General features: G+C 55.0%; 14 protein-coding genes. 9 read left to right on the top strand and 5 right to left on the bottom strand.

Going from position 1 to position 19,411, the window contains the following annotated elements:
- Window positions 1-39 precede the first annotated feature (39 nt).
- The 9 genes from edd (at window position 40) to HZS52_RS14635 (ending at window position 9,422) form a co-directional block, all read left to right on the top strand.
- Window positions 40-1,929, top strand: a complete 1,890-nt coding sequence (gene edd, locus HZS52_RS14675) for a phosphogluconate dehydratase (protein WP_022523045.1) — start codon at window positions 40-42, stop codon at window positions 1,927-1,929.
- The gene (glk, locus tag HZS52_RS14670; RefSeq protein WP_041158613.1) at window positions 1,929-2,894 is read left to right on the top strand and encodes a glucokinase; all 966 of its coding nucleotides are present in this window, start codon (window positions 1,929-1,931) and stop codon (window positions 2,892-2,894) included. Before edd ends, glk begins: the two co-directional genes overlap by 1 nt.
- Before the next feature lie 35 nt (window positions 2,895-2,929).
- A complete protein-coding gene (locus HZS52_RS14665; protein WP_190373039.1) occupies window positions 2,930-3,799 on the top strand; it encodes an aldo/keto reductase in 870 nt (289 codons plus the stop codon).
- A 37-nt stretch (window positions 3,800-3,836) separates the two neighbouring features.
- Window positions 3,837-4,787: a carbohydrate kinase family protein gene (locus HZS52_RS14660; protein ID WP_190373038.1), complete on the top strand. Its 951-nt coding sequence runs from the start codon at window positions 3,837-3,839 to the stop codon at window positions 4,785-4,787.
- 181 nt (window positions 4,788-4,968) lie between these two features.
- The gene (locus HZS52_RS14655) at window positions 4,969-5,688 is read left to right on the top strand and encodes a FadR/GntR family transcriptional regulator (RefSeq protein WP_190373037.1); all 720 of its coding nucleotides are present in this window, start codon (window positions 4,969-4,971) and stop codon (window positions 5,686-5,688) included.
- A 43-nt stretch (window positions 5,689-5,731) separates the two neighbouring features.
- Window positions 5,732-6,880 (top strand): galactonate dehydratase, encoded by a 1,149-nt coding sequence (gene dgoD / locus HZS52_RS14650; protein ID WP_009287071.1) that lies wholly within the window; start codon window positions 5,732-5,734, stop codon window positions 6,878-6,880.
- 3 nt (window positions 6,881-6,883) lie between these two features.
- Window positions 6,884-7,882 carry a 2-dehydro-3-deoxygalactonokinase gene (locus tag HZS52_RS14645; protein WP_190373036.1) on the top strand — a complete coding sequence of 333 codons (999 nt, stop codon included), beginning with the start codon at window positions 6,884-6,886 and terminating at the stop codon, window positions 7,880-7,882.
- A 7-nt stretch (window positions 7,883-7,889) separates the two neighbouring features.
- The gene (locus HZS52_RS14640; RefSeq protein ID WP_009287073.1) at window positions 7,890-8,510 is read left to right on the top strand and encodes a 2-dehydro-3-deoxy-6-phosphogalactonate aldolase; all 621 of its coding nucleotides are present in this window, start codon (window positions 7,890-7,892) and stop codon (window positions 8,508-8,510) included.
- 15 nt (window positions 8,511-8,525) lie between these two features.
- On the top strand, window positions 8,526-9,422 hold the full coding sequence (locus HZS52_RS14635) for an SMP-30/gluconolactonase/LRE family protein (RefSeq protein WP_190373035.1): 897 nt from the start codon (window positions 8,526-8,528) through the stop codon (window positions 9,420-9,422).
- A gap of 236 nt (window positions 9,423-9,658) precedes the next feature.
- Here HZS52_RS14635 and HZS52_RS14630 read toward each other — a convergent pair whose 3' ends face one another.
- The 5 genes from HZS52_RS14630 to zwf form a co-directional block, all read right to left on the bottom strand.
- Window positions 9,659-14,176, bottom strand: coding sequence for a HEAT repeat domain-containing protein (locus HZS52_RS14630; protein WP_190373034.1), 4,518 nt, complete (start codon window positions 14,174-14,176; stop codon window positions 9,659-9,661).
- Window positions 14,177-14,480: 304 nt separating this feature from the next.
- Window positions 14,481-16,076, bottom strand: coding sequence for a solute:sodium symporter family transporter (locus tag HZS52_RS14625; RefSeq protein ID WP_190373033.1), 1,596 nt, complete (start codon window positions 16,074-16,076; stop codon window positions 14,481-14,483).
- A gap of 245 nt (window positions 16,077-16,321) precedes the next feature.
- Window positions 16,322-16,984 (bottom strand): bifunctional 4-hydroxy-2-oxoglutarate aldolase/2-dehydro-3-deoxy-phosphogluconate aldolase, encoded by a 663-nt coding sequence (locus tag HZS52_RS14620; RefSeq protein WP_088699811.1) that lies wholly within the window; start codon window positions 16,982-16,984, stop codon window positions 16,322-16,324.
- 45 nt (window positions 16,985-17,029) lie between these two features.
- Window positions 17,030-17,695, bottom strand: coding sequence for a 6-phosphogluconolactonase (gene pgl / locus HZS52_RS14615; protein WP_190373032.1), 666 nt, complete (start codon window positions 17,693-17,695; stop codon window positions 17,030-17,032).
- A 1-nt stretch (window position 17,696) separates the two neighbouring features.
- A complete protein-coding gene (gene zwf, locus HZS52_RS14610; protein WP_022523034.1) occupies window positions 17,697-19,202 on the bottom strand; it encodes a glucose-6-phosphate dehydrogenase in 1,506 nt (501 codons plus the stop codon).
- Window positions 19,203-19,411 lie beyond the last annotated feature (209 nt).

Here is a 19,411-nt window from a genome sequence, read left to right as displayed (position 1 = left end):
ACAAGCTTCACTCACCGTCTCTATCATGCAGAGGTCCCTATGCCGAGCTCAACACCTGCTACGTTAAACCCCACCGTTGCTGAGGTTACCCAGCGCATTCGTGAGCGTTCTGCTGAGCGTCGCGCCCTCTACGAGCGGCGCATGGCTGACCAGCACAAACGTGGCGTGCACCGTGCTGAGCTAAGCTGCGGCAACCTGGCTCACGGTTTCGCGGCCTGTAACCCGCGTGATAAAAACGAACTCAAGCTAATGAATAGCGCCAACCTGGGCATTATCTCGTCCTACAACGATATGCTCTCGGCGCACCAGCCGTTTGAGACGTTTCCTGAAACGATTAAAGCAGCCGCCAGTGCCATGGGTTCTACCGCCCAGTTTGCCGGTGGCGTTCCGGCCATGTGTGACGGTGTCACCCAGGGCCAGCCGGGCATGGAGCTATCGCTGTTTTCCCGGGATGTGATTGCCATGGCCACCGCCGTAGGTCTCTCGCATAATATGTTTGATGCCGCGCTGTATCTGGGCGTGTGCGACAAGATCGTGCCGGGTCTGTTTATTGGCGCGGCGCGTTTTGGCCATCTGCCCGCCATGTTTGTACCCGCGGGCCCCATGCCCAGCGGCTTACCCAATAAAGAGAAGGCGCGCATTCGCCAGCTCTATGCCGAGGGCAAGGTCGGCCGTGCTGAGCTGCTCGAAGCCGAGTCTGACTCTTACCACAGCCCCGGCACCTGTACGTTCTACGGCACCGCCAACTCCAACCAGCTAATGATGGAGATGATGGGCCTACACCTGCCCGGCACTTCTTTTGTAAACCCAGGCACCGAAATGCGCGAAGCGTTGACGCGCTATGCCACCGAGCAGGCGATCCGCAACACCGAACCCGGTGGCGACTACCGCCCGTTCTATAAGCAGATTGATGAGCGCGCGATTGTTAACGCCGTGGTGGGCTTGCTGGCTTCCGGTGGTTCAACCAACCACACGATGCACCTGATCGCCATGGCCGCCGCTGCGGGCATTACCCTCAACTGGGACGACTTCACCGACCTTTCGGCGGTCACCCCCAGTCTGATGCGGGTTTACCCCAACGGCCAGGCAGATATCAACCACTTCCAAGCAGCGGGCGGCATGAGTTACCTGTTCCGCGAACTGCTGGGCGCGGGCTTGATTCACGGCGATATTCCCACCGTATTCGGCACCGACCTAACCGCCTACACCCAAGAGCCGTTCCTTGAAGATGGCAAAATCGTTTGGCACGAAGGCCCCGAAAAAAGCCTTGATGAAGACGTGCTCAGCCCGGTAGCGACACCGTTCGCGCCGACGGGTGGCTTGACGGTCATGAAAGGCAATCTGGGTCGCGGTGTGATCAAAGTCTCCGCAGTGACGGAAGAGCATCGCGTGGTAGAAGCGCCGGTGAAGATCTTCGAAGATCAAAACGAAATGAAAGCCTCCTTCGAATCCGGCGACTTGGATCGCGACGTGATTGTGGTGGTTCGCTTCCAGGGACCCAAAGCCAACGGCATGCCCGAGCTGCATAAGCTAACCCCCTTCCTGGGCGTACTGCAGGATCGTGGCTTTAAAGTGGCACTGGTCACCGATGGCCGCATGTCGGGTGCATCAGGCAAAGTACCCGCCTCCATTCACATGAGCCCCGAAGCCCTGGACGGCGGCCCGCTGGCCAAACTGCGTGATGGCGATATTGTACGTCTGGATGCCAACGCCGGTACGCTCGAAGCCAAAGTCGACCCCGCCACCTGGGCTAAACGGGAACTGGCCATTGGCAACCTGGATCACTACCACGTGGGCTTGGGTCGCGAGCTGTTTGGGGGCTTCCGCCACCTGGCCATGCGCGGTGAAGAAGGCGCTGGTGTATTCGGTGGCTTTGAAGCCGATGATCTCGCCCGTCAGCAGGGGCAAATCTCAGAAGAGGATGCCTGATGCGACCGGCACTCATCGGCGATATCGGGGGAACCAACGCACGCTTGGCGCTGGTCTCTCCCGGTGAAATAACCCCGCACGATATATTGAACCTACCCTGCGCCGACTACCCTGGCGTCGTGGAAGCGGTGCAGGATTATCTGGGGCGCGTGGGCGCCACCGGTGACAACGCGCCCCAAGAGGCGTGTTTAGCCTTCGCCTGCCCCGTTCACGCTGAACGGGTCAAAATGACCAATAACCATTGGGATTTTTTGAAAAGCGATGTTCAGCAACAGTTGAATCTAGCGCTATTCAAGGTCATAAACGATTTTACCGCCCAGGCGCTGGGCGTTCCCCATGTGGCATCCAGTGATTTGGTCGAAGTTCAGCCGGGGCAAACCCAGGCACACTCCACACGCTTAATTATCGGCCCAGGCACTGGGCTGGGCGTTGCCGGGGTATTTCCTGGACAACACGCCTGGATTCCGCTGCCCACCGAAGGCGGACACGTCACCTTTGCCCCCACGGACAGTACCGAGCAGGCACTGCTGGATGTATTTCTGCAGCGCCACAAACGGGTGAGCGTAGAACGCATCTTATGCGGTCAGGGTTTATTGGAGCTTTATCAAGCCTACTGCACCCTTGAGGGAGTTGAGCCGCACTTAACTAGCCCAGCAGAGGTGACCACAGCGGCCAATGAAGGTGACAGCCTCGCCACGACTGCCCTGCTGCGCTTTCTAAAAATTCTTGGCGATGTGTGCGGCGACGCCACCCTTACCATGGGCGCAAGGGGCGGAGTTTATCTATGCGGTGGTATTCTCCCGCGCTTGCTTGAGTGGCTGCCAAAAAGCGAGCTGCGCGCCGCCTTTGTCAATAAAGGCCGTATGGGCGCCTATAACGCTGACATCCCCGTGTGGGTGGTAACTGCGCCCTGGACAGGGCTGTTAGGTGCCGCCGAAGCACTGCATAACGAAGAGGTTTTCTGATCACAACTTCTAACAACATCAATACGGAACCTGCTATGCCCGCCGCCACCTTTGATGTGCCGTTTTTACTTGGCATGATGCGTCTGCACGAAACACCCGCCATGCACGAACCCGAGCGATTAGCAGAATGGATCGAAGCGCGCCTGGAGCAGTGCCTTAACTGGTTTGACCATGCGGACATTTACGGCAGCGGCCAAGGGGAGACGCTTTTTGGCGCCGCGCTACGGGCGCGCCCTGCCCTGGCTCAGCGGGTTAATGTCGTCACTAAAGCGAGCATCGCTAACGACAACCCCGCCCCCGGTTCGGGTAAGGTAAAGCACTACAACGCTAGCCCTGCTTATCTTAATAGTGCCATTGATGCCTCACTTGTGCGTTTGAATGTCGAACGCCTCGACCATTTCCTGATTCATCGTCCCGATCTGCTGATGAACGCAGAAGCGACCGGCCGCGCGCTGGACGACGCCATTGAAGCAGGCAAAATTGGCGCTGCAGGGGTTTCCAACCACCTGCCCAGCCAGTGGCGGCGCTTGCAGGGCGCCATGCATCACCGCTTATCAGCCAACCAAATCGAGCTCTCGATTACCCACACAACGCCGCTGTTTGACGGCAGCTTTGATGATCTATGCGCCGATGGCCACGCCCCCATGGCGTGGTCGCCTCTGGCAGGCGGGCAACTGATGCAAGGCGCCGTTGGCGAATGTTTGGCTAAGTGGGCGACAAAGCTTGATAGCTCCCCCAGCGCTTTAGCGCTGGCATGGCTGCGTAGTCTTCCTAACTCGCCAGTACCGGTGATTGGCAGCATTAAACCTGACCGAATCAGCGACATGCTAAAGGGCCCTGCCACGCTACCCCGAGAAGTGTGGTATGAATTGCTGGAAGCCGCCCGCGGCCACTGCGTGGCATAAACCCGTCTTTGCAAACAATTACACTAAGGAGCCAATAATGACGCCAGTTATCGCGTTTGGGGAAGCGCTGGTTGATATGCTCTCCAGCCGTTTAGGGGCGGCTACAGATGCCCAGGAAACCTTTACGCCCTACGCCGGTGGCGCTCCCGCGAACGTGGCGGTCGCATGCGCCCGCCTGGGTGTTCCTAGCCAGTTTTTAGGTATGGTAGGCGACGATACCTTTGGGCATTTTTTGGTGCGTGAGCTCAATAGCCACGGTGTAGACACCAGCGGCATTGTGTACACCCAGCAATCCCGTACGGCGCTGGCGTTCGTTTCCCGGGATGACGTGGGCGAACGCACTTTTGATTTCTATCGCCCGCCCGCTGCTGACCTGCTTTATCGCCTTGAGCATTTACCCCATGGCGTATTCGAGAACCCTGCCATTCTGCACTTGTGCAGTAACAGCCTAACCGACCCAGAGATCGCCGACGTTACCCTGGCGATGGCCACCATGGCCAAGCGCGCAGGCTGCCTGGTCAGTGTAGATGCCAACCTACGCCACAACCTGTGGCCCGACGGCGAAGCCGATGCCAGCTTAGTCACACAGCTGCTAGACGGCGCTGAGCTGCTCAAGCTCTCCCAGGAAGAGCTCGACTACTTGCGCGCCGATCATCCTGCAGAATCGTGGCTTTCAGAGCGGCTTGCGGCAGGGGTAAAAGTTATTTTGATTACCGACGGCCCCAATGATGTCGTAATCAAAGGCGTCGGCATCGACCAGCGCATTGCGCCACCCAAAGTGGAAGCGGTCGACACCACCGCCGGGGGCGACGCCTTTATTGGCGGGCTGTTGGCGGAGCTCTCGGCCCACGGCATCAATGAACACTGGCAGAGCGATACGGATTTTCTACTCAGCGCAGTGAATACCGCCTGCCGCTGTGGCGCCCATGCGGTCACCCGGCCAGGCGCTTACGCAGCGCTGCCAACGCGAGCGGATATTATTGGCTAACTAAGTAGAGCTATAACCCATTAACAAATGGCGCGCCCCACGCAGGCGCGCTTTTTTTATGCTTCTTAGGGGTCGACTCGTCGCCAATCTAATTCGGACTTTTGTCTAAAGCGGCTCGCTTGTGGAAATGTCAGACATTTAATAGACTAGGGTTTATCCAATAAAGAACAAGAGATGACCGATGACGCTGGACGCTCTACCGCCCCACCAGGGTGGCGCTGAACAGTTAGCCCGTTTACTCGCCCAAGCACTGCTGGCAGGCCATTGGCAGCCAGGTGATGTTTTCCCCCGTGAGCTGGATATCGGTAAACACTTTGCCGTTAGCCGTAACCAAGTGCGTAACGCACTCACCAGCCTCACCGCTGCGGGTTTATTAGAGCGCACCGCGGGCCGTGGCACGCTGGTTCGCGAGATGGGCGATTGGCATCTACTCGACCCACTGATGAGCGAATGGATGACCGGGCTGGTCAACCTTGACCCACAGTTGGTAAGGGCTATTTACGCCTTTCGTTTTTCTGCTGAACCGGTGGTCGCAGGACTCGCTGCTCAGGCAGCTCAGGCTGAAGACATAGAACGTCTGGAGAGCGCCTATGCAGGCATGGAGAGCAGCGCAGGCAGTGTTGAAGCGCGTGCTGAGCATGCCGAGTACGATGTCGCCTTTCACGACGCCACCTACCGGGCCAGCCACAATTTAGTCTGGCGGCAAATGGGCCATTTATTGCGCCCTTCGATCATGGCGCTAATACATCGCTCGCAACACCGCACGGACACCCTGGACGACAGTCTCGCGCGCCACCGCCAGGTACTTGACGCTATCCGCAGCCACGATGCCAGCGCCGCAGAAACCGCCGCGAGAGAAGTGCTGCGCCGCACGGCCATCGACCTTGGCATCGTCAGCTAACAATTACTCAATGAATACTATCTATTCAGAAGGATGACTGAACATGAAAATTACCAAACTCAAGACCTGGCAAGTCCCCCCGCGCTGGCTGTTTCTCAAGATCGAGACCGATGAAGGCTGTTACGGCTGGGGTGAACCGGTAATTGAAGGCCGCGCGGCAACCGTTGAAGCCGCCGTACACGAGCTTTCCGACTACTTGATCGGCCAAGACCCGCACCGCATCGAGCATCTTTGGAACATCATGTATCGCGCCGGTTTTTATCGCGGCGGGCCGATTCTGATGAGTGCGATTGCCGGTATTGACCAGGCGCTGTGGGATCTTAAAGGTCGCGACCTGGGTGTGCCCGTTCATCAGTTGTTAGGCGGTGCCGTGCGCGACAAAATGCGCATGTATGCCTGGACGGGTGGCGACCGCCCAAGCGACGTAGGCGCGGGTGCCAAAGCGCTGGTCGACAAAGGCTTCACGGCTTTTAAAATGAACGGCACCCCCGAGCTGCAAATCGTCGACTCACACCGCAAGGTCGATGAAGCCGTCGCCCGGGTAGCAGAAGCCCGCAACGCCGTTGGGCCAGATGTAGGCATCGGCATCGACTTCCATGGCCGCGTGCACCGCCCTATGGCCAAAGCACTGCTGCGCGAGCTAGAACCCTTTCACCCCATGTTTGTGGAAGAGCCGGTCGCCCCCGAGCATCTGCCCTGCTTGAAGGATATTGCTGGCGGGCTTGGCTACCCGCTAGCCACCGGCGAGCGGCTGCATACCCGTTTTCAGTTCCGCGACCTGCTGGCCGATGGCATGATCGACATTATCCAGCCGGATATTTCCCACTGCGGTGGCATTAGCGAAGGTCTCAAAATCGCCGCCCTAGCCTCCGCTTATGACGTCGCCTTAGCGCCCCACTGCCCGCTCGGCCCGTTAACCCTGGCCGCCTCTTTACAGCTGGATGCGGTCAGCCACAACGCCTTTATCCAAGAGCAGAGCATGGGCATTCACTACAACCAGGGCAACGACGTCCTCGATTACCTGGTCGATAAATCCGCCCTCGCCATTGAAGACGGATTCTGCGCCATTCCCCAAGGCCCAGGCCTGGGTGTCGAGATCAACGAGGAGTTCGTTGAGGAGCGCGCCAAGGTGGGCCACCGCTGGCGCAACCCGGTCTGGACTCATGAAGATGGCTCTATTGCGGAGTGGTAAGCCATGGGATCAACCGAGATGAGCGAAACACCTGACATTGCAGGTCAATTAACCTGGATTGCCGTTGACTGGGGCTCCAGCAATCTGCGCGCCTGGGAGCTGGATCAACACGATCAAGTGATTGCCCAAGCCAGTAGTGACAAGGGCATGCTGTCGCTAAAGGCCGACGAGTACGAAGCCGAGCTGCTGCGACTGGTGGGCGACTGGCTACCCGCCACCGGCACGACTAAGGTGATGGTGTGCGGTATGGCAGGCGCTCGCCAGGGCTGGTTGGAAGCCGCCTATTTACCGGTACCCACGCGGCTTGACCAGCTTAGCCAAGGCGCAGTCACACCAACGCTTACGGGTAACCAGCTAGCTGTTTACCTGCTGCCTGGTTTAAGCCAAACCCGTGGTACCGCGACTCACTTTGATGTGATGCGCGGTGAAGAGACCCAGTTGGCAGGGCTCGTCGCTGATTCGCCAGATTTTACTGGCCTCGCCTGCCTGCCCGGCACTCACGCCAAATGGGCAACCCTGGAAGCGGGCGCGGTGAGCGGGTTTTCGACCTACCTGACCGGCGAGCTTTACCAACTGCTCGCCAACCAGTCGGTGCTGAAGCATTCCGTTTTATCACCTTCAGCGGCAAAGGATGATCTTAACGATGCAGCTTGCCGTGAAGCTTTTATTTCGGCCGTCAGCGAGATTCATCAAGCCCCCGAAACCTTTAGTAGCCGCCTGTTCGGCCTGCGCGCGCAAGATTTACTCGATGGCCGGCTACCTGCTGGCGACACGCGCGGGGCCGTTCTTGCGGCCAGGCTCTCTGGGCTCGCCATTGGCCTTGAGCTTGCTGGCGCCTGCCGTGAATGCCCCAGCGATAAGCCAATCACGCTGATTGGCAACCAAACGCTGAGCCAGCGCTACACGTTGGCACTCAATGCGATCGGCTATCAGACAAAACATGTGGATGGCGACACCGCTGTCTTAGCGGGCCTGCGCCTCGCCCATCGCGCGTTAAAATAAATTAAGCATGGAGAAATTGGCTATGTCACTGCCACTGATTGGAATTTTACGCGGTGTAACGCCTGATGAGGCCGTGGATATCGCGGAAGCGGTGCTGGCTGCGGGTATCACCCAGATTGAGGTACCGCTTAACTCACCCAACCCGCTGGAGAGCATTCGCCGCTTGGTCGACGCATTTGGTGAGCGTGCGGTCATTGGTGCGGGTACGGTGCTCACACCGGCTCAGGTGCGTGAAGTTCACGCTGCTGGTGGGCGCTTAATCGTTTCTCCCAACTGTCGGCCAGCGGTGATTGAAGAAACCCATAAGCTCGGCATGGCCAGCTGGCCGGGTATTGTGACGCCTTCTGAGGCCTTCGATGCGCTGGATGCAGGCGCCACCGGGCTTAAACTCTTCCCCGCAGTACAGGTAGGATTAGAAGGAATGAAAGCAGTACGCGCCGTGCTTCCGGCAGGCACGCTTTTGTATGCCGTCGGCGGCGCTGGAGTCGATAACTTCGCCGAATGGCGCGCAGCGGGTGTCGATGGTGCAGGCCTGGGCAGCGCATTATACAAACCTGGCCAAAGCGCTTCTCAGGTGGGAAAACAGGCTCAAGCCCTCGTCGATGCCTGGTTAGCAGGAGAACAATAAGGAGAACTAACAATAATGAATACCGATATGAGTGTTTCAACGTGGCAAGCCGAGTTAGCGGTCGATTGCCGCTGCACCCTGGGTGAAGGCCCGCAGTGGGACGCCAAAAATCAGCGCCTTTATTGGTGCGACATTCTGGAAAAACAGCTGCACTGGCTATCCCCCGCCACCAGGGAAGGCGGCCACTATCAGCTCGATCATCGGGTGTCCCTGGCAGCGCCCCTTGCTGAAGGTGGCCTGTTGTTAGTCGGTGAAGACCGCTTAAGCCGCTTCAACCCAAGCAGCGGCAGTATCGAAAAGCTGAGTGATTTCGAGGCCGATAACCCCATCACCCGCAGCAATGACGCACGCATTGATCGCCACGGCAGCCTGTGGCTCTCCAGCATGGGTAAAAGTGCTGAAAGAAACGCTGGAAGCCTTTACCGCCTGCATCGCGGCGAGCTCTCGCGGCTGTGTTCAGGCCTGACGATTCCCAATGCCATCTGCTTCTCCGCAGATGGCGAGTTCGCGTGGTTTACTGACACCGTGACGGGTGTAGTGATGCGCTGGGCGCTGGATAGCGACGGCTGGCCGCAAGGCGAGCCGCAGCCTTGGGCAGACTTTTTCTCCAGCCAAGGTAATCCGGATGGTGCGGTAATGGATAGCGAAGGCTGCCTATGGCTAGCGCTATGGGGGGCTGGGCAGGTCGTTCGTCTGGATCCTAACGGTGAAATAATAGGCCGCGTCGAGCTGCCGGTCAGCCAACCCTCCTGCCCGGCATTTGCCGGCCCTGATCTGAAAACGCTGTATATCACCACGGCGCAAGAGGGCTTCAGTGCTGAGCAACTGGCCCAAGAGCCCACCGCAGGCTCGCTCTATGTGGTCGAGACCGGCATCGCTGGACTCGCCGAGCCGCCGCTAAGCTTGGCTTAGTCAGAAAAGAGAAGCCCCGCAATCGCGGGGCTACTATTGAGTGTGAATCTCTTATTTGACTGCCCCTGCAGCACAATCGATCATCTCCTCGGTCGTCACGGATCTAATTACGCGATCAATTTGAACAGCCACTTAAAAGAGACGGGTTTTCTTCATTGAAGTTGCTTGCCATGTTGACCTTGTTTCAGCGTGCTGCCTTAAAGCGATACGTACTGTTGGCGGACCAGGCTCTGCCACTATTTGCCACGCTGGATTCTTTGGCTCAGCACACTCTTAGCATGGTGCTCAAATATAAATGGGACTTCGTCCGTTAGGATGTGACCTAACCAAAGTGGATCATCACGGTTCTTCAACAAATGAGCATCAGCACCATTCAGGATGGCCGTTAGCAGACTCCACCGCTTGTCATAACCTGCAGTTTTAAAGGCCTCTAGCAGCGCTCTTAGGCCTGTTTCCTTACGATGGTATTCGAGCGCCTGCAGTGCCGAATGCCTAACTTCGCTAGCGCTATCTTGGTCAGCAAGTCCGACGAGAACGTTATTAATTTGAGGAACTGGCAACCAAGCAGCTAATTCAGCGATGACCTTTCTCTCGGAAGCTGTACCCTTTATGCGCTCGGCAAATAGCGGGGCAATTGTTGCAGGATCGAGCGGTCGAAGAGCTCGTCCGACTGCACCCCTAATTGAATCCCGCTCAATCATAACAGCCGCATTAATCAGCTTTTCGGCTGCTACATCTGGTGCGAGGCGAACGAGCAGCCTCGCCAACTCTCGCTCAATCTTTGGGTGGGTTTGGAAAGCCAACTCAATTGCATCAACAGCGCGCGCCATATTAAATTTAGCCAGGCCTTCGATAGCGTTTAGTGGCTCTGTCACTACAAAAGAGGCTTCGGAAAACGCCTTTTCTAGAATTTTATCCCGCAGCTCCGGATCATTGGCTTCAGCTGCAATGTCATAAGGCGTCTCATCGAAATAGCTAACCCGCTCGCAGGCAATTACTGCAGCTGCTATGGCTTGATCTCGTGTCTCCGAACACCTATAGAGCATACGAATAACGAAAACCTCATAGCGGCCCCATAAACCCACGCTCTGATTTTTTAGCCATTCCAACAGTAACTCCGCACCGCAATCGCCTAAGTTTGCAAGGGCATTAATACCCCACCAGACATTTTCTTTTGTGTGCGCCACAAAAAAAGCAAACTGGGCAAATTCCTTCGATTCATCCCCAAGTTCACTCAACGTAATACAGACATGTACTGCCAAGCGGCTTTCGGGATCAGTTCTCACCATTACTTTGCGCATCATAGGTATGAGACTTGCATTACTGCTAATCCATGCAATAGCAAGAGCGACGCAAAGCTCCTCCTCGGCTGACGCCTCATTCGCCAGAGTCGTAACAACCTTCTCTACTATTAAACTCAACATGGGCCCTTGATGAGCTCTGAGGCTGGAAAGCTCGCTCGGAATTTCCGGTATTCCGATTTTAGTAAGGGTATCAACCAGGATGGAATCTGCGCCAATTGCCGCTAGCCCGCACACCGCTTGGTAGAACTCCTGGTAAGGCTGCGATTCTAAGTTTCCGGAGGCGTTACGTGGAATAGGGTTGCTGGCGATGGCGGCCAACCGCTCGATAACCCTATCGTTTCGGCGCACAAACGCCCATTTCAACCCGCCATGGCGCACCCAGTAGTGCTCAGACTCTAGCTCCGTTCTGAGCAAAGTCGTAATTCCTTCACCACCGATCAGAACTAAGATAAGGCGTGCGCTCTCAAGAATATGATCCGTAGATCTTCTATTAACCCGCTGACGGCTACAGGCAACAGTAGTAATCACCCGTTCCAGTTCACCACCTGCCTCCGCCATTATAATGGAAAGAAGATCAGGGCGCGTAACACCCCCCAAAAACCTTAGTGGTCGATCAAGCCTGCGCAGATCTCCCACGGTGACCGCATCGATATCTTCCAGCAAGTCTTGCTCAAGGGTGCGCAGCACAAACCGCAGCATTTCTTCGTTGATTTCATTCGGCCGCTCACCGAAAAGTATTTCAATAATGTGGCGGCCTTTCGGCTGTGCTTTAGCTAGCGCGAGCAAGCGGTGCCGCGTTAATTCTGGCTCAGCGTGAAGCAAGCCAGGGAGCCATTGATTTCGAGTGAAGTAACGCTCGGCTTCACCGACCTCCTCAAGCCGATCAATTGCGGCGCTTGGATCGAGAACGGAAAGCGCATTGAGCGCTGCTTCACTGGCGAAATCTTGCTTTTGTGACAGATGCTTTATAACGAAATCAATTTTTTCTCGATCGCTAAATCGTGCGATGCAATAAAGTAGGCTTCGCGGCTTACTGGCAGGCATCTTCTCAATTAATCGATCCCTTGTTTCTTTCCAAATATCCAGTGCATCAGGATGCTCAAGACTATTTAACAGATACCCTAAATCCCATACTGACTCCTTGAAGGGATCGACAGAAAGAATACGTAGCCGCAACCATTCTGGGTTAAGGGCCACACCGGAACGCAGAGCGCCCATACTGGCCTTATAGCCTTCGCTATTTTTGCTTTCTTCCAGCGCAATGACGCAGTGTTGGTGAATTTTCCAAAGCCTGTCGAGCCATGCAGCAATCGGCACCTTTGTTAGCACCTCAATCGCTACTCTTTGGTAACTCCATGAATTTGATCTAAGCAGTAATGCGATCACCTCTGATAGATCGACATGATCTTGTCGAGACAGAATAGCAAAAGACTGTCCAATTAATCCTATGCGGTAATCCCTATCTCTAACATTGTCAGAAACTACAGAATTCAAACGAGAGAGAAGAATTGGAACCGCACGCTGACCCAATGTCGGAAGCAGATGTTTATACAGCTCTCCTCCATAGCTTCCGAACTCCCGGCTTTGTTCCATTCGTGCGACGATCACACCCAAGGGTTCAGCGTTTTTATCGTTTTCCCCGAGCAGCCAGATCGCATCCATCGGCACATATCCGAGGCGACGCCGCTGTGACTGGTCTTCACTACTGCCACCAGAAAAAATATCGCCAAGCTCTTCCACGCGAAGTTGATTGTGCTGATATTGGCGGACAAACTCTTTTGCAACTGTCCAATTCAGCAGACGGTCATGCGCAAATGCGACCTCGCCATATTCAGTGGTTCGAAGCCATCCAACCGCTTCCAACCGGGCGCGACTCTCATCGTTCAGACCGATTCCGTTCCATCTCTGCCGGGGAAGCGGAGAAGTCTCTCCTCCGACGTATAAGGCAGCGAGCGCGAGCACGATGCCTACATCACTTGAAGCAATGCGCTCCCAAAAGGACTCAAAGATTTCGTACTCGCTTCGAGGAGCACGTTGTATGGAGCTATAAGGAAGTTTGAGAAAAAGGCCGGCCAAAATTGGAGCGCGCAGAAGCTTCTTAAGGTCGGAAGGGAGTTCAGTCCACCTTTTACCATTCCGCCTCAAAAGGCAATCAAGCTCATTGATTGAGAAGTCACCGACAGAATGCAGATGGATACGTTCGCTGTCAGTTGACTTAAGCGCTTGTGCTAAATCATACGGTACTGTCATAACAAGGCGCATATCCCACTCGGCCCAATCCCGTCGAATCAGAGTGCGGACAACACCCACGTCTTGAACATCATCAACGGCGATCGTAACCTTTCGACCCTCAGCGTTTGGCACAAGCTCGCAAAGGTGCCGAGCAACCGCAACAAGTGTTTTCTCTGATGTTTCGTCGAGCCCAGTTTGCCAGATATCCTGTGCTGCATCCTTCAGCACTGTTTCCGAAGCGTTGTTAGAAGGTACGAGAGTGACTATCTCCCGGCTTTGCGCCAGAGTCTCCAGAAGCCGCCCCAGTTGCCAAGTTTTCCCCATACCGCTTGTCCCAGCGATCAAAAGAACGGGCTTATTATCTGGCCAATCCGGTGTGTTCCGCACATCACACTCAGGGCGATAACCCATACGATTAAGACGATTGCGAGTCCGCTCGCCCATCGTTTCAGCTAGTTGCTCAAGACGAACCATCCTCTCTGGCTTGAGCCCTACCTTGCGAAACATTTCGTTTATCTCTTGGCTATCAAGCTTCACTTCGCCCTGGCTTAATTTCTCAACAAGAATACCTATAAGCCATTCTCGTATGCCGCTTTCGTCTCCCAGATTAGGAGCATAGCGGCGCAGCAATTTATCTATAGCACGAGCCTGTTTAGTGCCATCCGATTCAAACTCTAGCTGCAGGTGCTGAAGTAGATGAAATACTTGTATCCGCTCATCGTCCTCCAGTAGTTTTCCAATTGCGCGGCTAGCCACAACAATATGGTCGAAGAATTCGCTATTGGTACAGATTAGCCCAGAGCTGAATTTCCTTTTTATCAACCGATCTAGATCATCAGGAGCCACTGCTGATTCAACATCAGTGAGAAACAATTTTAAAGGCTCTAAACGGCCTTCCTGACCATCAGTGACAAATCGATAACGTGCATAAGCTGGATACTGGGATGGTATTGCCTTTCGCAGATCAGCAAGAACAGAGACGATATCCTTGACAGACCATGTGCCATTTTTACGTGACTTGTACTGCTCAACGAGATATACGCCAGCCGCCTCAGCTCTTGCGTCACCGCCATTGCGCGGCTCAAGAACCAGACATGCATCATCGATCAGCGCCCCATCTATAGTGCCGGAGAGCGAGACTTCCGTAATCCATCCTAAGTGATGGAGAATCTGGTAAAGAAAGCCATTTATCGCAGCAGGCCCGCCAGCTTGTGTCATTCTCTCGTCCTCAATTATCGGCTAAGGCAAGTGCCTTTAAAGCTGGCACAGCCAGATCAAACAGCGACGCACCGGTTAAATGATTTTTAAACTCTTAAATTAGTGTCCACTATGGGTAAGAAAAGTCAGTGAATCTAAAAATACTGAACCAAGCACGCGACATGATCAACGAATCAATCAAAAGCTATAACCGAACCTGCCTCCTGAAATACAGAACGCCCGCTACAATGCAGCGGGCGTTCTGATATGACATAGATGTCAAACTAATTAGGTGCTACACAAGCTAAATGCTTCAGAAAGCCGTTTAACCCGCAAAGCTTATATACATAACGATCACTAACACGACCAAGACGATACCGGCGGGTACCGCCCCTTTCCAGGGTGTTAGATCCACATCGCCGCTGTGCTGCTGAATCCAGTCGGTTTCCCTTGGGCGCAGCTTGCCGATGATCAGCATCACGACGACCAACAGCACAAAGACCAGCGCCACGAAGTGGAACTCGTGCATGATCTGCGGCAGCAGCGTAAACGGTGGCACAAAGTAACCGGCGGCAATCAACAAGCAGCCGCCCACCAGGGCGATTTTGGCCGCCATCGGCGGAACCCGTTTGGTTAGCAGCCCGACCAGCACTACGGCAAGAATCGGAATAAAGTAGATCGCGTTCATCTTCTGCAGGTAACCAAACAGACTATCCTGGCCTGCCAACAACGGCGCGATAATCATGGTGAGAATGGCCATGATCCAGCCAAAGACCTTACCCGATTTAACCACCTGCTCTTCCGTAGCCTCTTTGTTCAGCACGCCTTTATAGATGCCCAGGCTGAAAATCGTGGTGGTACTGTTAAGCGCGGAGTTAAACGACGACAGAATTGCACCGACCATCACCGCAGCGAAGAACCCGGTTAGATACGGTGGCAATACGTTAAAGACCAAATGACCGTAGGCTTCATCAGCACGCACGCCCTGATCGGCATAAAGGTGATAAGCTATGATGCCCGGCAGCACTAGGTACAGCGGCCCCAGTAGTTTGAAAAGGCCGGTCAGCAGCACGCCCTTCTGACCTTCGGCGAGGTTTTTGGCTGCAAAGGTACGCTGAATAATCTGCTGGTTGGTGCTCCAGTAGAACAGGTTGATCAGGAAAACGCCGGTAAACAGGGTAAAGAACGGCACCTGCTGTTCAGCACCGCCAATCGAATTAAGCTTATCCGGGTCAGCCTCTTTAAGGATGCTCCAGCCTTCCATAATACCCGTGCCGCCACTCACGGCCTGCAGGCCGAAATAAACGATTACGAAACCACCGATCAGGAGGCCAACACCGTTGAGCGTGTCGGAAACGGCAACCGTGCGCAGGCCACCAAACAGGGCATACACGGAACCGATAATACCGACGATCCACACCGTTAGCCAAAGCAGCGTCGTCGAAGACTCAATGCCGGTTAATCCCTGTAGGTCGAGCATTCCCTGCAGACCGATGGCACCTGAATAGAGAATGATCGGCAGCAGAATCACCGCGTAAGCAATCAAGAAGATGATATTGGTGATTAGCTGAGTCGTTTTATCGAAACGAATCTCGAGCAGTTGCGGCAGCGTGGCAATACCACTTTTCAAAAACCGCGGAAGGAAGAAGAGCGCCAACGCCACCAGTGCGATAACCGCGACCACTTCCCAGGCCATTACGCTTAAACCATCAGCAAAAGCAGCCCCGTTCAGCCCTACCATTTGCTCGGTAGAGAGATTGGTCATTAACAGAGAGCCAGCGATCAGCGGGAAGGTTAGCGTGCGTCCAGCCAAAAAGTAGCCGCTGGTACTTGAGTGGTCATCTCGGCGGGTGATGCGCCAAGTGATAAAGGCGACAAGCCCTGTAAAAAACAGGAAGGACGCCAGGGTCAACGCGTGCATTTTGACTCACCTCATGATCATTATAAGTGGCACGCACGTTACTGTATGCGCGTAGAGCGAAATGTCAGACAAATCGTGCCGTCATTTTAGTTGAGCTGAATATGCTCCGTTATACGCCTTTGGTCTTACGCTAGGGGCCAAAATAGGTAAACGCAAAATTTTGCCCTAAAAAAACCTAGCAATGTTTAGAAACATTGCTAGGGATAGCCGTTCTTGCTCAATGGGTACAGCCAGTAGTGGCTTACTTAGTGATGAAAGCGCTCTGCTGATTGACGGGCCAGCTCGCGGATGCCGTCCCAATCTTCAGCATCGACCATCGCTTTCGGCGTCAACCAGGAGCCGCCTACACACATCACGTTCGGCAGTGACAGGTAAGAGTCGGCGTTGTCCACGGTAATGCCACCGGTTGGACAGAAGCGCGCTTCTGGAATCGGCGCACCAAACGCTTTGATGGCTTTGGCGCCGCCACTGGATTCAGCGGGGAAGAACTTGAACCGACGGTAGCCGTACTGCCAGCCGGTCATCAGTTCAGAAATGGTCGATACACCTGGCAACATCGGCACCGGGCTTTCCACGCCGTAGCGGTAAAGCGCGTCAGTAGCCCCTGGCGTCACCACAAAATCAGCGCCCACCTGCTCGGCTTGGCGATATTGCGCGGGTGTTAGCACGGTGCCCACGCCAATGCTTGCACCCGGCAGCGCTGCTTTCATTCGCTTGATGGCGTCCAGGGCGCAATCGGTGCGCAGGGTCACTTCCAGCACGGTTAAGCCACCCTCTACCAGGGCGCGGCCTAGTGGTACCGCATCTTCCAAACGCTCGATAGTGATGACCGGAATCACCTCGGCTTTCAAGCAGATGCTATCCAGCTCTGCAGTGCGCGTAGAAGGTAACTGTTTGTCGATAGTCATTAGTGAGTCTCCAAGCAACTTATTATTGGCTAAGGCAGTTAGCGCTCAAGGCGCCCAGTAAATTGCCAACGGGCAGGTTAAAAAGGCACGAATAGGCAGTTGACGAACGTCGTCGCCGTTGAGTGCCTTGGCCAATACGGCGCGTTTATCTTCGCCTGTAATATGTAGAATGTGCCGCCGCGCCTGATGCAGGCGATCGGCGGAAAAGGTGATCCGGGGTTGCGGCTGACTAGGCGTTCTTACCGCCACTAACAGCTCCTCGGTGGCAAGGGCCAGGGTCAGTTCAGGACTATCGGGAAATAGTGACGCCGTATGGCCATCACCGCCCATACCTAGAATCACCACGCTGGCAGGCCACGCTAGCGATTCCGCTTGCTTGGCAACTTCATCAACGCCCTCTTCAGGTGTAGCCGCGCTGCAAGTTAACGGTATAAAAGTGGCCGCCGATGCCTCGCCCTGGAGCAGATGCTCACGCACCAGCTTGGCGTTGCTATCGCTGCTCTGCTCGTCTACCCAACGCTCATCGGCCAGCGTTACATCTACCCGCTCCCAGGGCAGGGATTTGGCCGCCAGCGCCTTAAAAAAAGGCACTGGCGTAGAGCCACCAGAAACCACCAGCAAGACACGCTCCTGGTGGTTTAAATCGTCTTGCAGACCCTGAAACACGGCTTCGGCAAGCTGCTCGGCCAACTGTTGGCGTGCTTGACTCATATTAATAATCCTCGTACCAGCTGCGGCCATCCTGGGTAATCATGGCGATGGAGGCGACTGGCCCCCAAGAGCCTGCGGGATAACGACGCGGGGGCATGTCGCGTTTTTTCCAGCCATCGATGAGCTGGTCGCACCAACGCCAGGCGTGTTCAATTTCATCGCGACGCACGAACAGGTACTGCTGGCCTTTCATGACTTCGAGCAGCAGGCGTTCGTAAGCATCGGGTATCCGCGATTTGGGAAATGCGCTGTTGAAGTCCAAATGCAGCGGACCCGGGCGCAGGCGCATGCCTTTATCCAAACCGCTATCTTTGGTCAATACTTGCAGGGCAATACCCTCTTCCGGCTGCAGGCGAATAATCAACTTATTAGAGGCGATGCCGCGCTGATCCGGGTCGAAGATATAGTGGGGCTGCTGACGGAAGTGAATGACGATCTGCGAGAGCTTCTCCGGCATCCGTTTACCGGTGCGCAGGTAGAACGGCACGCCTGCCCAGCGCCAGTTAGCCACTTCGGTTTTCATGGCCACAAAGGTTTCGGTCTGGCTCTGGGTGTTGGCGCCTTCTTCTTCCAGGTAACCCGGCACCGACTGGCCATCGCTGGTGCCCGCGATATATTGACCGCGTACTACATCGCGACCAAGCGCCTCGCCCACAAACGGTTTAAGTGCTTTAAGCACCTTGACCTTTTCATCACGGATGGCGTCGGCATCCAGGTTAGAGGGCGGATCCATGGCGATTAAGCACAGTAGCTGCAGCAGGTGGTTTTGCACCATATCGCGTAGCTGGCCCGCCTCATCGAAATAGCCCCAGCGCCCTTCGATACCTACCTTTTCGGCAACGGTAATTTCCACGTGGGAAATGTTGTTCTGATTCCACTGGGTGCCAAACAGCGGGTTGGCAAAACGCAGGGCAATCAGGTTCTGTACGGTCTCTTTGCCCAAATAGTGGTCGATGCGGTAAATCCGCGACTCGGGGAACACTTCACCGATAGCGTCGTTAATTTCAACCGAGGAGTGCAGGTCGTAACCGATGGGTTTCTCAACCACCACGCGGGACTCATCGTCCAGGCTTTTACTGGCCTGCAGGTGACGGCAGATATCGCCATAAATAGGTGCCCCAACGGAAAGATAGACCACCATTGGGCGCGGTGAGCCCTTTCGCCACTGGCGAATGGCGTCGTAACCTTCAACGCTGGAAAAATCGAGTTTTAAATAATCTAGGCGGGCGAGAAAACGCTCGAGGCTCTGCTTATCCTGCTCGCTGCTTTTCAGCCGTTTCTGCAGAGCATCGTTAACCATTTTTCGGAACGATGCAGCGTCGTGCTCATGGCGAGCCAGTCCCATAATGCGCGTGCTTTCAGGCATCAAGCCTTCGCGATCAAGATGGTATAAGGCAGGAAATAGCTTGCGCATGGCAAGATCACCCAGCGCTCCAAACAGCGCTAAATCAATAGCGTGATTCGGATCGCCCAGCGGTGCACCTTGGGAAGCAGTGGACTGGCTCATCGTCACTCCTGTTTATAATTAGGCATCTAATGTAGTTAGATTACCTAAAATCTACCGTAAAGGGGGCATTATACGCAATAATTCGTGTAATTTTACTACAAAATAACCACGGTTTCTGCTCTATCAACGCACTCAGCACTTCATATCAATCCTTCTCCTTCCACTTTTACTCTACGCCCTTGATATACGCCACTGCTACGCCCCCTAAG

Source organism: Vreelandella titanicae (genome assembly GCF_014697095.1).
Lineage (GTDB): Bacteria > Pseudomonadota > Gammaproteobacteria > Pseudomonadales > Halomonadaceae > Vreelandella > Vreelandella titanicae.
The sequence above is the reverse complement of the archived record's forward strand: the minus strand, read 5'-3'. Positions and strand labels throughout refer to the sequence as shown.

Excerpts from the sequence above, each read along its gene's own strand:
- edd (WP_022523045.1), top strand. The coding sequence starts at position 40 with ATGCCGAGCTCAACACCTGCTACGTTAAACCCCACCGTTGCTGAGGTT.
- glk (WP_041158613.1), top strand. The coding sequence starts at position 1,929 with ATGCGACCGGCACTCATCGGCGATATCGGGGGAACCAACGCACGCTTG.
- HZS52_RS14665 (WP_190373039.1), top strand. The coding sequence starts at position 2,930 with ATGCCCGCCGCCACCTTTGATGTGCCGTTTTTACTTGGCATGATGCGT.
- HZS52_RS14660 (WP_190373038.1), top strand. The coding sequence starts at position 3,837 with ATGACGCCAGTTATCGCGTTTGGGGAAGCGCTGGTTGATATGCTCTCC.
- HZS52_RS14655 (WP_190373037.1), top strand. The coding sequence starts at position 4,969 with ATGACGCTGGACGCTCTACCGCCCCACCAGGGTGGCGCTGAACAGTTA.
- dgoD (WP_009287071.1), top strand. The coding sequence starts at position 5,732 with ATGAAAATTACCAAACTCAAGACCTGGCAAGTCCCCCCGCGCTGGCTG.
- HZS52_RS14645 (WP_190373036.1), top strand. The coding sequence starts at position 6,884 with ATGGGATCAACCGAGATGAGCGAAACACCTGACATTGCAGGTCAATTA.
- HZS52_RS14640 (WP_009287073.1), top strand. The coding sequence starts at position 7,890 with ATGGAGAAATTGGCTATGTCACTGCCACTGATTGGAATTTTACGCGGT.
- HZS52_RS14635 (WP_190373035.1), top strand. The coding sequence starts at position 8,526 with ATGAATACCGATATGAGTGTTTCAACGTGGCAAGCCGAGTTAGCGGTC.
- HZS52_RS14630 (WP_190373034.1), bottom strand. The coding sequence starts at position 14,176 with ATGACACAAGCTGGCGGGCCTGCTGCGATAAATGGCTTTCTTTACCAG.
- HZS52_RS14625 (WP_190373033.1), bottom strand. The coding sequence starts at position 16,076 with ATGCACGCGTTGACCCTGGCGTCCTTCCTGTTTTTTACAGGGCTTGTC.
- HZS52_RS14620 (WP_088699811.1), bottom strand. The coding sequence starts at position 16,984 with ATGACTATCGACAAACAGTTACCTTCTACGCGCACTGCAGAGCTGGAT.
- pgl (WP_190373032.1), bottom strand. The coding sequence starts at position 17,695 with ATGAGTCAAGCACGCCAACAGTTGGCCGAGCAGCTTGCCGAAGCCGTG.
- zwf (WP_022523034.1), bottom strand. The coding sequence starts at position 19,202 with ATGAGCCAGTCCACTGCTTCCCAAGGTGCACCGCTGGGCGATCCGAAT.